Annotated in this window: 15 protein-coding genes; 10 read left to right on the top strand and 5 right to left on the bottom strand. The window is 71.1% G+C overall.

The features are described from left to right. Window positions 1-2: 2 nt before the first annotated feature. Complete coding sequence (locus QY307_09345; protein WKZ82276.1) at window positions 3-1,085, bottom strand: S16 family serine protease; 1,083 nt, start codon at window positions 1,083-1,085, stop codon at window positions 3-5. Window positions 1,086-1,127: 42 nt separating this feature from the next. On the opposite strand from QY307_09345, the gene QY307_09340 reads away from it, so the two are divergent. Next, window positions 1,128-1,943 carry a DUF6159 family protein gene (locus QY307_09340; protein ID WKZ82275.1) on the top strand — a complete coding sequence of 272 codons (816 nt, stop codon included), beginning with the start codon at window positions 1,128-1,130 and terminating at the stop codon, window positions 1,941-1,943. Window positions 1,944-1,958: 15 nt separating this feature from the next. Here QY307_09340 and QY307_09335 read toward each other — a convergent pair whose 3' ends face one another. Then, window positions 1,959-2,537 carry a biotin transporter BioY gene (locus QY307_09335; GenBank protein WKZ82274.1) on the bottom strand — a complete coding sequence of 193 codons (579 nt, stop codon included), beginning with the start codon at window positions 2,535-2,537 and terminating at the stop codon, window positions 1,959-1,961. Window positions 2,538-2,819: 282 nt separating this feature from the next. Between QY307_09335 and QY307_09330 the strand changes: the two genes are divergently transcribed. Genes QY307_09330 through QY307_09290 form a run of 9 tightly spaced genes read left to right on the top strand, consistent with a single transcriptional unit; the run spans window position 2,820 to window position 10,097 of the window. Further along, entirely contained in the window at window positions 2,820-3,857 is a 1,038-nt protein-coding gene (locus QY307_09330) for a hypothetical protein (GenBank protein ID WKZ82273.1), read from the top strand. Further along, on the top strand, window positions 3,854-5,011 hold the full coding sequence (locus QY307_09325) for a thiolase family protein (GenBank protein ID WKZ82272.1): 1,158 nt from the start codon (window positions 3,854-3,856) through the stop codon (window positions 5,009-5,011). Before QY307_09330 ends, QY307_09325 begins: the two co-directional genes overlap by 4 nt. Beyond that, window positions 5,008-5,454: a Zn-ribbon domain-containing OB-fold protein gene (locus QY307_09320; GenBank protein ID WKZ82271.1), complete on the top strand. Its 447-nt coding sequence runs from the start codon at window positions 5,008-5,010 to the stop codon at window positions 5,452-5,454. The genes QY307_09325 and QY307_09320 overlap by 4 nt, the downstream gene beginning before the upstream one ends. Then, window positions 5,451-5,861, top strand: coding sequence for a zinc ribbon domain-containing protein (locus QY307_09315; GenBank protein WKZ82270.1), 411 nt, complete (start codon window positions 5,451-5,453; stop codon window positions 5,859-5,861). The genes QY307_09320 and QY307_09315 overlap by 4 nt, the downstream gene beginning before the upstream one ends. Further along, window positions 5,858-6,649: an enoyl-CoA hydratase-related protein gene (locus QY307_09310; GenBank protein WKZ82269.1), complete on the top strand. Its 792-nt coding sequence runs from the start codon at window positions 5,858-5,860 to the stop codon at window positions 6,647-6,649. The genes QY307_09315 and QY307_09310 overlap by 4 nt, the downstream gene beginning before the upstream one ends. A gap of 1 nt (window position 6,650) precedes the next feature. Continuing rightward, window positions 6,651-7,433: an enoyl-CoA hydratase/isomerase family protein gene (locus QY307_09305; GenBank protein WKZ82268.1), complete on the top strand. Its 783-nt coding sequence runs from the start codon at window positions 6,651-6,653 to the stop codon at window positions 7,431-7,433. Beyond that, window positions 7,430-8,308, top strand: a complete 879-nt coding sequence (locus tag QY307_09300; protein ID WKZ82267.1) for a 3-keto-5-aminohexanoate cleavage protein — start codon at window positions 7,430-7,432, stop codon at window positions 8,306-8,308. The genes QY307_09305 and QY307_09300 overlap by 4 nt, the downstream gene beginning before the upstream one ends. Beyond that, the gene (locus QY307_09295) at window positions 8,308-8,913 is read left to right on the top strand and encodes a helix-turn-helix domain-containing protein (protein ID WKZ82266.1); all 606 of its coding nucleotides are present in this window, start codon (window positions 8,308-8,310) and stop codon (window positions 8,911-8,913) included. The genes QY307_09300 and QY307_09295 overlap by 1 nt, the downstream gene beginning before the upstream one ends. Further along, the gene (locus tag QY307_09290) at window positions 8,910-10,097 is read left to right on the top strand and encodes a CoA transferase (protein ID WKZ82265.1); all 1,188 of its coding nucleotides are present in this window, start codon (window positions 8,910-8,912) and stop codon (window positions 10,095-10,097) included. The genes QY307_09295 and QY307_09290 overlap by 4 nt, the downstream gene beginning before the upstream one ends. Before the next feature lie 7 nt (window positions 10,098-10,104). On the opposite strand, the gene QY307_09285 is transcribed toward QY307_09290, so the two are convergent. The 3 genes from QY307_09285 to QY307_09275 are packed head-to-tail and all read right to left on the bottom strand — an operon-like array spanning window position 10,105 to window position 13,034. Next, a complete protein-coding gene (locus QY307_09285) occupies window positions 10,105-11,250 on the bottom strand; it encodes an acyl-CoA dehydrogenase family protein (GenBank protein ID WKZ82264.1) in 1,146 nt (381 codons plus the stop codon). Then, window positions 11,243-12,019, bottom strand: a complete 777-nt coding sequence (locus QY307_09280; protein WKZ82263.1) for an enoyl-CoA hydratase-related protein — start codon at window positions 12,017-12,019, stop codon at window positions 11,243-11,245. The genes QY307_09285 and QY307_09280 overlap by 8 nt, the downstream gene beginning before the upstream one ends. A 10-nt stretch (window positions 12,020-12,029) precedes the next feature. Continuing rightward, a complete protein-coding gene (locus QY307_09275) occupies window positions 12,030-13,034 on the bottom strand; it encodes an alcohol dehydrogenase catalytic domain-containing protein (protein WKZ82262.1) in 1,005 nt (334 codons plus the stop codon).

The raw sequence follows: 13,034 nt of genomic DNA, 5'->3' as shown, positions 1-13,034 counted from the left end.
TCTCAGCCCGATGCGGCCTCGACCGTGGCCGGTTCCAACAGCGCCAGGTAGTCGAGGGCGTCCTGAAGGGTCTCCACGGGGACGATTTCGATGCCGTCACCCTCTGCGGTGAGAGCATCCTCGTAGTTGGCGGTGGGGACGAACACCACCTCGGCGCCGACGGCCCGGGCGGCGAACACCTTCTGGCGCACCCCGCCGATCGCACCCACGGTCTCGTCGAAACGAATCGTGCCGGTGCCGGCGATGACGTGGCCACCGGTGAGGTCTCCCGGGGTGAGCAGGTCGATGATCGTCAAGGCGTAGGTCATGCCGGCCGAGGGACCGCCGATGTTGCGAGAGTCGACCTCGACGTCCACCGGCAGCACGAGTTCGAGGCCGACGGTGTCGAACACCACCCCCACCAGGGGAGCCCCCTCGATGTCGGGATGAGCGCCGAGCGTCACCGACACGGTGAGAGGCTGGTCGCCCCGGGTGCCGGTGAGGGAGATGGTGTCGCCGATCGCATAGGTGCGGATCAGCGCCGCGGCCTCCTCCGCCGTGGAGACGTTCTGGCCGGCGACCACCTGGAAGCGGTCCCCGACCTCGATCACGCCGTCGGCAGGCGCCCCCTCCACGACCTGGAGCACCTCCACGCCGTCACCGGAGAAGCCCACCTCGTACCCGAGCCGGCTCAAAGCCACGTACACGGCGGTGTCGATCGACTCGTTCATCGCCTCCAGGTTGGTGCGGGTCACCTGCTCCTGCGACACGCCGGGCGGCCGGACCACGTCGCGATCCAGGAGGTCGACCCGGTCGTCGATGAATTTTGCCTCGAACCACTCGAAGGCGTTCACCTCGCGCAGGCCGACGGTGAGCAGGTAGATGGTGCCCTCCGATTCGTACACCGCGGCGTCGGTCACGGTGATCAGATCGGCCACGTCCTCCACCGGCCCAGGGGACATGGCGTAATAGGGCAGTTTCACCGGCCAGAGAAGGAACACGGCGAGCCCGGTGAGCAGGAAAGAGGCAAGCATCACCCAGGGCCACCGGGGGAGGCGGCGGGTGGCGACTTCCACCGGTTCGACGGGTTCCACGGGATCGATCAAGGCTCCAGGGATCGTAACGAGGTCCCGGGTACAGTCGTCATCATGAGCCGCATCTCCAACACGATCGAACTGGCGGGCGCATCCTGGCGGGTGCTCAAGTCGGACAAGGAGCTGCTCCTGCTGCCGGCGATGTCGCTACTGGCGACGCTGGCGGTGGCGGCAACCTTCCTGGTCCCCGTGCTGTCGGGCTGCGACCTGGAAGCCGAGTGCACCCTGGGCACACCCGACTACGTGCTGCTCGGCGTCATGTACCTGGCACTGGCCTTCATCACCATCTTCTTCAACGCAGCCCTGGTCCATGCGGCCCACGAACGGATGTCCGGAGGCGACCCGACCCTCGGTTCGGCGTTACGGGGGGCGGTCGGGCGTGTGCACCGCATCCTTCCCTGGGCGATCGTCTCCGCCACGGTGTCGCTGATCCTGCGTGCCATCGAGGAGAGAGCCGGGATGCTCGGCAAGGTGGTGTCGGCCATCGCCGGAGTCGCCTGGGCGCTGGTCACCTTCCTGGTGATCCCGGTCCTGGTCGTCGAGGACGTCGGTGTCGGCGAGGCTGTCCGCCGCTCCGGGGCGATGTTCAAGCGCACCTGGGGCGAGAACGTGGCCGCCCAGGTGGGGTTCGGACTTCTCGGGTTCCTCGCCGCCCTGCCCGCAGCCGCAGCCATCGCCATCGGGGTCGCCGCCGGCGGGGCGATCCTGGTGATCCTGATGCTCGTCGGGATCGGTTGGATCCTGCTGGTGAGCCTGGTGATGGCCACCCTCAACGGGATCTTCCAGACCGCCCTGTACCGCTACGCCGTCGGGCAGGATCCGACGGGCTTCGGCGCGGGGGCGATGGCACGGGCGTTCACCGCCAAGTAGGCGGCACCCGGCCCGTCAACCCTTCGGGATCTCCCCCACCATCCGCCACACCGCCGGAAGGGCCAGCCCGGCCAGCGCCACCTTGACCAGATCGCCCAGGACGAACGGCACCATGCCCAGCTCCATGGCCTCGGTGGCGCCGACCTGGAGAACGCGGGCCAGCCAGGCGACACCGACCAGGTAGATCACGGCCGTCCCGGCGAGGAAGGCGGGAATGGCGGTCAGCGGGTTGCGGTCGTGGCCCCTCTCGGCGAGCGCCCCGACGAGCGCCGCCGCCATGACGAAACCGACCAGATACCCGCCGGTGGCACCGGTCGCCGCCGACCAACCACCCTCTCCGCCGGCGTAGAACGGAAGTCCGATTGCGCCCAGCATCACATACAGCCCCTGGGAGGCGGCGCCGGCGCGCACCCCGAGGGTGGCCCCGGCGAGCAGGACCACGAAGGTCTGCCCCGTGATCGGGACCGGCGTGAACCACAGGGGGAAGGTCACCTGGGCTGCGGCCGCGGTGAGCAGAGCGAACCCGACGACGGCGGTGGCGATCTGGGTCCTGGGAATGATGCGGACGGCGATGACGCCTGGTGCGGTGGTCATGGTCCGAGGGTAGCGAGCAGCGACCATCTCCTCCGGGTCGGGGGCGGGGACGCGTCACACACCTTGTCGCACCCTGTGCGTTCGAGTCGGGCTTTCCTCCCCCCCGCAGGGAAAGCACGGCGAAGCCGGGAGGGGGCAGACCCTACGAAACCTCTGTCACGTGGCGCGTCTCCTCCCCCTGCGGGGGAGGAGACGCGCCACACCCTCCATTCCCCGTCTCTCACATACTGAACGTCACTCATCTACTGAGCGCCGTTCATCACCAAACGCTATCCTTCCCCCATGCCCCAGGCAGCACCGGTGGGCGTCCTCGGCGGTCACGAGGTGGGCCCGGTCGTCGAGGACCCCCGCTCCATCCCGGAGATGGTCCTCGAGGCGGTGCTCGGCGCCCTCGACGATGCCGGCTGCGGATGGGACGACCTCGACGCCACCGTCACCGCCTCCGCCGATCTCTACGACGGCCTCACCGCATCGAACATCGCCGTCACCGAAGTTGTGGGCGGGGTCATGGCCCCGGAGACCCGGATCGCCGCAGACGGCCTGGCTGCGGCCATTCACGCCGTGCACCAGATCCGTTCCGGCGCCTACCGGCGAGTGTTGGTGGTGGCCCACTGCAAGCCGTCGATGGCGCCGCACCGCGACCTCACGCCGTGGGCGATGGACCCGATCCTGCTGCAGCCGCTCGGTGTCGACTTCGCCATCGTCTCCGGGCTCCAGGCCGACCTCGTGGCCGGCGACGACCCCGAGGCAGCCATGCGCCGCTGGGCCGGCGTCGCCGCCCGCAGATTCGCCACTGCAGGAGTGCGCAGATCCCCGGCGGCGATCCTGGAGGCCGAGCCCCTGGCCGAACCGATCACCGCCGCCATCGGGGCACCCCTCGCCGACGGAGCGTGCGCCGTCATCCTCGACGGGGCGGCCGACGACGCGACTCCGGTGATCACCGGGGTCGGGCACGACCTCGCCGCCCACCACCCCGACAGGTCGTTGGTGCGCTGGGACGGACTGGCCCGCGCCTGCGAACGCGCCTACCGCCAGGCCGGAGTCGACGACCCCGCCACCGCCATCGCCCTGGTCGCCCCCTCATGCCGGTTCCCGCACGAGGAGGACCTCTTCGTCGCCGCCACCGGAGTCGGCCCCGGAACTTCCCTCGTGCCCGGCGGCGGGCTCTTCGCCGGGGCGATGCCTCTGGTTGCCGGGCTCTCCCGGCTGCTGGCGGCGGCACGAGCTGTCGGTGGAAGAGCCAATACACGGGCCCTGGCCCACGGGACCTGGGGGCCGGCGGGCCAGGGCCAGGCGGTGGCAGTGGTGGAGGGACGATGAACCCGGTGGCGGTGATCGGCACCGGTCAGACCCGGCACACCCGCGCCCGCGACGACGCCTCGCAGGCCGACCTGGTGCGAGAGGCCGCCTCCGCCGCCCTCACCGATGCCGGGCTGCGACCCGACGACCTCGACGCCGTGATCATCTCCAACATGGAGCTGTTCGAGGGAAGGCTCCATCCCGAGCTGTGGGTGGGCGAGGCGGCATACGCCACGGGCAGGCCCTGCCTCAAGGTCGCCACCGGCGGCACCTCGGGCACCAGCGCCTGCATCGCCGGGTTCCACCAGGCGGGCTCGGGTGCCTTCGACCTGGTGCTGGTGGTCGGATTCGAGAAACACTCCGAAGGTCACACCCAAACCGGAATGGCTCTGACCGACCCGTTCTGGGACCGGGCCGTGGCGTCGGGTGCCGTGGGCAACTTCGCCCTCTCCATATCGCAGTACATGGCGGCGCGGGGCGTCACCGAACGCCAGGCGGCCCAGGTGGCGGTGAAGGCGCGCCACAACGCCGCCCGCAACCCCCACGCCCACCTGCAGATGCCCGATCTCACCGTGGAGCAGGTCCTCGAGTCGCGCATGCTGGCCCACCCGCTGCGGATGCTCGACATGTGCCCGCAGTCGGACGGCGCCGCCGCCATCGTCGTCGCCTCGGCCGGCGCCACCCGCGACATGGCCACCCCTGCCGCCTGGGTACACGCCGCCTCGACCCGCCACGACCAGCCCTACCTGGGCGACCTGGACCGTCGCATGGCCACCATGGAGGCGCTGCGCTCCGCCGCCGCCGAGGCGTACTCCAAGGCCGCCATCGGCGATCCCCTGTCCGACATCGATGTGGCCGAGATCTACGAGCCGGTCACCTACGCCGAGCTGGCGTGGTACGAGGCCCTCGGCTTCTGCCCGGAGGGCGAAGCGGGAAGGCTCATCGACGAGGGCATCACCTCGATGGAGGGCACGCTTCCGGTGAACCCGTCAGGCGGGGTGCTCTCCACCAATCCGGTCGGCGCCTCCGGGGTGATCCGGGTCGCCGAGGCGGCGGCGCAGCTGATGGGCCGCGCCGGAGAGCATCAGGTTCCCGGGGCGGCCACCGCCCTCGCCACCGGGTACGGGGTGTACGCCTGGAGCGATGTGATCGTGATGAGATCGGAGGAGCCATGACCGGGTCGGTCTCGGCCGAGATGGACCTCACCTGGCGCTACGCCGCCTCCGCACCCATGCGGCGGTTCCTCGAAGGTGTGGCCGAGGGCCGCCTGGAGGCGGGGCGCTGCACCGGCTGTGGGAGGCGCTACCTGCCGCCGCGCCCGTTCTGCGGGCGATGCCGGCTGGCGATCACGGAGTGGGTGCCGGTGACGGACCGGGGCGTCCTGGAGGCGTGGACCCTGGTTCACCTGCCCATCCGCGACGGGCGATCCGGCGAGATGCGCCCCTCACCCTACGGCATGGGGCTGATCCGGCTCGACGGCGCCGACACCACCCTCAACCACTACCTCCAGCTGCCGGACGGTGTCGAGCCGCGGATCGGCGACAGGGTGCAGGCGGTGTGGCGGCCCGAGCGGCGAGGGGCGATGGACGACATACTCCACTTCGAGGTGATCCGATGATCCACGAAGGGTCGATCCACCTGACCTTCACCTACGCCGCAGGCCCGGCGACATCGGCGTTCCTGGCCGCACTGCAGGATCGTGCCGAGATCCTGGGTGCGCGGTGCCCCGGCTGCGACCTCGTGGTCACACCGGCTCGTTCTTTCTGCCCGCGGTGCGGCGAACGCACCGGCGACCTGGTTCCGGTCGGGCCGGAAGGCGTGCTCGTCGCCCGCACCTTCGATCCGGTGCGCGGCGGTTTCGGCCTGATCCGGCTCGACGGTGCCGGAACCGACATGCTTCACCGCCTGCTCGGCGAACCCTCGTCGTGGCGTCACAGCGCCCGCCTTCGCCCCCGCTTCGCCGCCGAACGCCGCGGCAGCATCACCGACATCGACGGATTCGAGCCAACGGAGGCGACACCATGAGCATCAGGGAGGATCGGCACGATGCCGTGCTGGTGATCACCATCGACCGGCCGGAGGCGCGCAACGCCATCGACCCGGAGACCGGGTGGCATCTCGTCGAGGCGTGGCGCCGCTTCGCCGCCGATCCCGCCCTGCGGGTGGCAGTCCTCACCGGCGCCGGGGACCGCGCCTTCTGCGCCGGAGCCGACCTCAAGCACGTTGGCGACTGGTACCGCTCGATGACCCCGATGGAGCGGCGGCGCCACGCCGAGACCGAACCGGGGTTGGGCGGCATCACCCGCAACCTTGAGGTGGCCAAGCCGATCATCGCCGCCGTGAACGGCGCCTGCCTCGCCGGAGGGCTGGAGATGGCGCTGGCCTGCGATCTGCGCCTCGCCGCGGAGAACGCCACCTTCGGGCTCCCCGAGGTGCGCTGGGGCCTGATGCCGGGGGCGGGCGGCACCCAGCGGCTCCCCAGGGCGATCCCGGCGGCGGTGGCGATGGAGATGCTGCTCACCGGCGACCCCATCGACGCCGCCACCGCCCTGCGTTGCGGGCTGGTGAGCCGGGTGGTCGCCGCCGGGGACCTGCTCCCGGAGGCCATTCGTGTGGCCGAACGGATCGCCGCCAACGCCCCGCTCTCCATCGAGGCGGTCCTCACCGCCGTGCGCGGTGGACGCCACCTCCCCCTGGCCGACGGCCTCCGATTCGAGCAGCTGATCGCCGAGCCGCTGCGCCAGACCGAAGACGTCCAGGAGGGCCTCGCCGCCTTCAAGGAGAAGCGACCACCCAGATTCGAGGGGAGATGAGATGACCACGACCATCGCCTGCAGGCGCCAGCGACGCACCTACCACATGACGCTCGCTCGTCCGGAGGTGCTCAACGCCATCGACGCGACGATGCTCACCGAGATCCGACACGCCCTGGAGGAGGCTGCCGCCGATCCCGAGGTGGGCGTGATCCTGATCGACTCGGCTTCGGACCGGGCGTTCAGCGCCGGGATCGACGTCGCCTGGGTGCGGGACATGTCGGGACCCGAGGTGCGCGAGGTGGGCCGGGAGCTGCACCGTACCTTCCTGGCGCTGCGCACCACCGAGAAGCCGATCGTCGCGGCCATCGACGGGCTGTGCCTGGGCGCCGGGCTGGAACTGGCACTCTCCTGCGACTTCATGATCGCCTCCGATCGCTCCACCTTCGGGCTGCCCAACATCGATCGAGGGATCCCCGCCATCGTCGAGGCGGCGATCCTGCCCCTGGCGGTCGGGATCCAGGGGGCACGCGAGCTGGCGTACACCGGAGCACGCTGGGATGCCGCCAAGGCCCTGGCACGGGGGCTGATCCACGCCGCCGTCCCGCAGGCAGATCTGGGCACGGAGGTGGAGCGATGGGTGGACCTGCTGGGCTCCAAACCGGCACCAGCCCTGGCCACCCAGAAGGAGATCATCCACAAGTGGATGACCACCGACCTGGAGGCGGCGATCGACTTCTCGATCAACACCGTGGTGCTCAACTGGCTCACCAGGGAGCAGAAGGAGGGGATGGGCTCGTTCCTGGAGAAGCGGCCCGCCGAGTTCGAGGGAGGCGAGAAGTGAACCGGACCATCGTCACCTGCGCCCTCACCGGCGCCCAACAGGGCAAGGAGGCCAATCCCGCCCTGCCGGAACAGCCCGAGGAGATCGTCGCCCAGGCGATGGAGGCATGGAACGCCGGGGCGGCGATCCTCCACATCCACGCCCGCGATGCCGCCGGGAAGGCCACCTCGGACGTCGAGACCTTCCGAACCATCGTCGACGGGATCCGAGCGGCGGGCTGCGACGCCGTGCTCAACCTGACCACCGGGGGCGCCGTCGCCGGGATCCCCCTGGAGGAGCGGATCCGGGTCGTCCCCGAGCTGAGACCCGAGATCGCCTCCTTCAGCGTCGGGGGCGGGGCGTTGTTGGGACGGTACGACCCTGCCGCCGGGGCCTGGGTGAACGACCGCTTCGTGCCCCTGTTCTCATCACACGGCGAGTTGGAGCGGGTGGCCAGGGAGTTTCGCGACAACGGGGTGCGACCCGAGCTGGAGGTGTATCACGCCGGGATGCTCAACAACGTGCGCGACCTGATCGCCCGGGAGGTGCTGGAGCATCCGATGCTGATCAACTTCGTCATGGGGATCCCGGGGGAGATCACCGAGGCGACGGTGAAGAACCTGGTGTTCCTGGTCGACGGACTCCCCGACGGTGCGGTGTGGCAGGTGTCGGCGATAGGGGCCCGCAACCACTTCCGCATGCTCGGGGCCGTGCTGGCCATGGGCGGCCAGGTGCGGGTGGGCATGGAGGACAACGTCTACATCGGCCCCGGCGAGCTCGCCTCCTCCAACGGCCAGATAGTGGAGAAGGCGGTGCGCATCATGGGTGAGCTGGGAGTCGAGCCGGCCTCCCCCACCGAGGCGCGCCAGATGCTCGCCTTGGGCAGAAGGGCCTGATGGGCACCCAGGAACGGCGGCAGCGGGAACGCCAGGAGCGGAGGCGGGCGATCCTCGACGCCACCCGCCACCTGGTGCGCCGCCATGGGTTCGCCGGGACCACCACCCGTCAGATCGCCGAGCGATGCGAGCTCTCGGAGGCGACCCTGTTCATCTACTTCTCCAGCAAGGACGAGATCATGATCTCGCTGCTGGGCGAGGCGTCGCAGTTCTGGGCCGAAGGCCTCGACACCATCCTCGACGCCGGAGGCGATCCCGCCGAGAAGCTTGACCGGCTGTGGCGGTTCTTCGGTGAGGTGCAGGAGCGACACCCCGAGTACGTGCACGTCTCCACCTACCTGGCCCATCCCCGCCCGGAGCAGGTGGCCCCCGAGGTGGCCACCGACCTGATCCGAAGGACCGGCGAGAACTTCCGACGCCTCTCCGATCTGATGGCGGCCCTGGGTGTGGCCGAGCCCAGGGTGGCGGCCGACCTCCTGTGGTCGGCGTTCCTCGGGATGATGGTGCTGCGCGAGGGGCGGGCCCACCTGGGGGCGCCGCAGCATCCCGATGCCGACGACCTCGAGTCCGCCCTGGCCCTGCTCACCAGGGCGCTCGCCCCGTGACGGCTCCCCGGCCCCTCGACGGGTTCCGGGTCCTCGACTTCGGTCGCTACGTGGCCGGCCCGCTGTGCGCCGCCATGCTCGGTGACCTCGGCGCCGACGTGATCCGGGTCGACCGGGTGGGCGGCAGCGAGGATCGTCACCTGATGCCCCTCGGGGGCGAAGGCAACGGGGCGATGTTCCTCGAAGTGAACCGCAACAAGCGAGGGATCACCCTGGACCCCACCGGCGAGGCGGGAGCCGCGGTGCTGCGGCGGCTGTTGGCCACCGTCGACGTCGTGGTGGCCAACCTCCCGGACGGTGCACTGCGGAGGATGGGGATCGATGCCGCCTCCCTCGAGGCGATCGACCCCCGCATCGTGCTCACAACAGTCAGCGCCTTCGGCGATGCCGGCCCCTGGGCGGAACGACCCGGGTTCGACGCCGTCGGCCAGGTGATGTCGGGAGCGGCGCACCTGTCGGGCGGACCCGGCGCGCCGGTCAAGTCATACGTGCAGTGGGTCGACTTCGCCTCGGCGACGATGGCGGCACTCGGCACCGTGGCCGCCCTCTGGGATCGAGAGCGGACCGGGAGAGGTGGCACCGTCGAGGGGAGCCTCCTGGGTACCGCCCTGGCCATCGCCGCCCCGGTGCTCGCCGAACAGGCCGTGCTCGGATGCGATCGGGTCCCCACCGGGAACCGCGCCCAGGTGGCCGCCCCCGCCGACGTCTTCGCCACTCGGGACGGCTGGATCGTCGTCCAGGTGGTGGGGAACGCCCAGTTCCGCCGCTGGGCGGCGCTCGTCGAAGAGACGGCGTGGTCCGAGGACCCCAGGTTCGGCGACGACGCCGGAAGGGGCGATCACGCCGACCTGCTGTGCGGCCGCATGGCCGAGTGGTGCCAGGAGCGCAGCACCGCCGCAGCTCTCGACGACCTCGCCGAGGCCGGGATCCCGGCGGGCCCTGTGCTGACGCCGCGACAGGCGCTCACCCATCCCCAGGTGTCGGCCCTCGACATCTTCGAGGAGATGACCATCCCCGGAGCCGGCGAGGTCCCGGTGGCGGCACTCCCCCTCTCCTTCGACGGTTCGATCCCCCGTCCGAGGAGACGACCCCCGACGATCGGCGAGCACACAGATGAGGTGCTCACCGAGGTCGGCTACTCGCGTGCAGAGGTGGCCGACCTGCGCCGGCGCGGCGTCGTATGAACCCCCGTCAGGGCCGCCATCCCTTGGCAGCCGCCTCGAAGATCATCTCCCGCTGCACCTCGTTGGCACCCTCGCCGTACTCGATGATCTTGCAGTCGCGGTAGAACCGCTGCACCGGACTTCCGGCGACGTAGCCGGCGGCGCCGTGAAGATGCATGGCCCGCTCCGCCATCCAGGTGGCGGTCTCGGAGGCGGCCAGCTTGGCCACCGACGCCGCCGTGTCGTACGGCCGTCCCGCCTCGAGGTCGGCGGCGGCGCCGTACACCAGGGCACGGGCGGCGGCGAGGCGTGCCGCCATGTCGGCGATCGTGAAGCGCACCACCTGCTGCCTGTGGAGCGGTCCGCCGAACTGCTCCCGGGCGGCGACGTGGGCCACGGCGGCGCCGAGGGCGCCCCGGCCGAGGCCGACCGCCATGACCCCGCCGAAGATGCGACCCTGGGAGAGCACCGGCAGGCAGGCCCGGAAGCCTCCCTCGTCGTCACCGAGCACCCGGTCGGCGGCGACCTCCACGCCGTCGAAGTGGAGCTCCGCCAGCTCAGACGGGTGCATGCCCAGCTTGGCCATCGGGCGTCGGGACAGGCCGGGCGACTCCCCGTCGACGGCGAACACGGTCAGCCCGCGCAGCGACCCCGGCTCTCCCGAGGTTCGGGCGACGACCAGGATCAGGTCGGCGAAGGTGCCGTTGGTGATGTAGAGCTTGGTCCCCTCGAGCACGAAGCCGGACCCGTGGCGACGGGCCGCCAGCCGGACCCGGGTCACGTCGGCGCCTGCCTCGGGCTCGGCGTACGCCCAGGCCCCGGTCACCTCGCCGGCGAGCAGACCGGGTAGGAACCGTTGCCGAAGGTCGGGTGAGGCGACGGTCGCCAGAGCGCCCGAGGCGAGGACGGCGTGCACGTAGATGCCCAGGGCGACACCGGGCGACACCGCCGCCAGCTCCTCGAACAAGGCGCAGCGATCCAACGGGCCTCCCCCGGACCCGCCCACCTCCTCGGGAATCCCGACACCCAGCCAGCCCAAGGCCCCGAGGCGCGGGAACAGGTGCTGCGGGTAGGCGTCGGACTCATCCCACTCCCGAAGGTTCGGCGCCACCTCGGCGGCGGCGAATCGTGCCACCTCCTCCCGGAACCGGGAGCGCTCGGGCGTGTCACGCATTGCGGAACTCCGGCGGGCGCCGCTCCTGGAAGGCGGCCACCCCCTCGCGGTGATCCTCGGTCTGCAGGCACTGCACCTGGGCGAAGATCTCGAACTCGAACTCGCCGTCCATGTCGGTGCCCAGCGAGCGATGCAGGGCCCGCTTGGTCCAGGCGTGGGCGATCGGCGGCCCGGCCGCCATGCGCTCCGCCCAGCGCCGCACCTCGGCGGCGTGGTCGTCGGCGGCCACCACCCGATGGACCAGTCCGATCGCCAGCGCCTCCTCGGCATCCACCAGGCGGCCGGTGAACATCAGCTCGGCGGCGGCACCCAACCCGATCAGGCGAGGCAGGAACCACCCGGCCGACATGTCGCATCCGGCGAGGCCGATCTTGGTGAATGGGGCCCCGAGGCGGATCCCGGTGGCGGCGATCCGGATGTCGCAGGCCATGGCCAGGCCGAGGCCGCCACCGACGGTGTCGCCGTGGAGCGATGCGATCACCGGCTTGTCCATGCCCACCAGCGCCCGGATCGGGTCCAGGTAGTGGCGCACGATCGCCTCCCATTCCGCCGATGACCGGGGCACCATCTCGCCCTGGTCGGCGCCGGCGCAGAACACCCTCCCGTTCCCGGCGAGCACCACCACCCGGGCAGGAGAGGCGGCGGCCTCGCCGAGCGCCTCCATCAGCAGGTCGACGGTCGGGATGGCAAGTGTGTTGAGCCGGTCGGGCCGGTTGAGGGTGACGGTGGCGATCCCGTCGGTCTCGTCGAAGAGGACATCGTCTTCCATCTGGATCACCTCACTCGGGGATTCGGATCACTGTGCGGCCGGGTGTCGGCGGCTCACGGAACACTGCCGAGGCGTCGTCGAGATCGACGGTGCGCGAGACGGCGTGGGGCACGTCCAGGCCACCAGAGGCCATCGTCGCCAGCAGGTGCTCGATCTCGGCGATGGTGGACCCGAAGGAGCCGAGCACGGCGTACTCACCGGCGACGAAACGGAGCAGCGGGGGGAGCCGCGGCCGGTCGTGGCCGACGCCCACCACCACCAGCCGGCCTCCGGGGGCCAACGTCCCCATGGCCAGTTCCACCGACTCGGCCCGGCCGACACACTCCAGCGCCAGATCGGCCCCGCCGGTGGCGGCGTGAATCGCCTTCGGTGCATCACCGTCCGCCGGGTCCACGGCATGGTCGGCGCCGGCGGCGAGGGCAGCCTGACGCGCCGGGGCCGATGGGTCCACCGCCACGATGGTCCCCGCCCCCAGATGTTTGGCCAACGCCACCGCCTGCAGGCCGACCCCGCCGGTGCCCACGATCACCACCGCCTCGCCGGCGGTGATCCTCCCCACCGCCACGAGGGCGTGATACGGGGTCGCCAGGGCATCGGGGGTGACGGCGGCGATCTCGTCGGGGACCTTGTCGGGTACCGCCACCAGGAGCGACGCCGGCACGGCGATGGCCTCGGCGAAGCCGCCCGGGCGGCTCATCCCCAGCACCTGGGGGCGGCGGCAGCGATGGGAGGCCCCATCCCGGCACGATCGGCACTCACCGCACACCACCTGGCCGTAGGAGAGGACCCGCCGGCCGGGCTCCCACTCCCCCACGCCTTTCACGATGACGCCGGCCACCTCGTGCCCGGGGATGGTCCCGGGCGGCACCGGTAGGTCGCCGGCGACGATGTGACGATCGGTGCCGCAGATCCCGGCCGCCCGCACCGAGATGAGCACCTCGCCCGGTTCCGGCACCGGTTCGGGAACCCTGGTCACCTCCAGGTTGCCGGGGCCGTGCAGCACCAGGGCGCGCAC

It is taken from the genome of Acidimicrobiia bacterium (assembly GCA_030584185.1).
Taxonomy (GTDB): domain Bacteria; phylum Actinomycetota; class Acidimicrobiia; order Spongiisociales; family UBA11373.
Note: the sequence above shows the minus strand (reverse complement) of the source record. Positions and strands in the feature narration are given on the sequence as shown.

Coding starts and splice junctions, on each gene's coding strand:
- QY307_09340 (WKZ82275.1), top strand. CDS start 1,128: ATGAGCCGCATCTCCAACACGATCGAACTGGCGGGCGCATCCTGGCGG.
- QY307_09335 (WKZ82274.1), bottom strand. CDS start 2,537: ATGACCACCGCACCAGGCGTCATCGCCGTCCGCATCATTCCCAGGACC.
- QY307_09330 (WKZ82273.1), top strand. CDS start 2,820: ATGCCCCAGGCAGCACCGGTGGGCGTCCTCGGCGGTCACGAGGTGGGC.
- QY307_09325 (WKZ82272.1), top strand. CDS start 3,854: ATGAACCCGGTGGCGGTGATCGGCACCGGTCAGACCCGGCACACCCGC.
- QY307_09320 (WKZ82271.1), top strand. CDS start 5,008: ATGACCGGGTCGGTCTCGGCCGAGATGGACCTCACCTGGCGCTACGCC.
- QY307_09315 (WKZ82270.1), top strand. CDS start 5,451: ATGATCCACGAAGGGTCGATCCACCTGACCTTCACCTACGCCGCAGGC.
- QY307_09310 (WKZ82269.1), top strand. CDS start 5,858: ATGAGCATCAGGGAGGATCGGCACGATGCCGTGCTGGTGATCACCATC.
- QY307_09305 (WKZ82268.1), top strand. CDS start 6,651: ATGACCACGACCATCGCCTGCAGGCGCCAGCGACGCACCTACCACATG.
- QY307_09295 (WKZ82266.1), top strand. CDS start 8,308: ATGGGCACCCAGGAACGGCGGCAGCGGGAACGCCAGGAGCGGAGGCGG.
- QY307_09285 (WKZ82264.1), bottom strand. CDS start 11,250: ATGCGTGACACGCCCGAGCGCTCCCGGTTCCGGGAGGAGGTGGCACGA.
- QY307_09280 (WKZ82263.1), bottom strand. CDS start 12,019: ATGGAAGACGATGTCCTCTTCGACGAGACCGACGGGATCGCCACCGTC.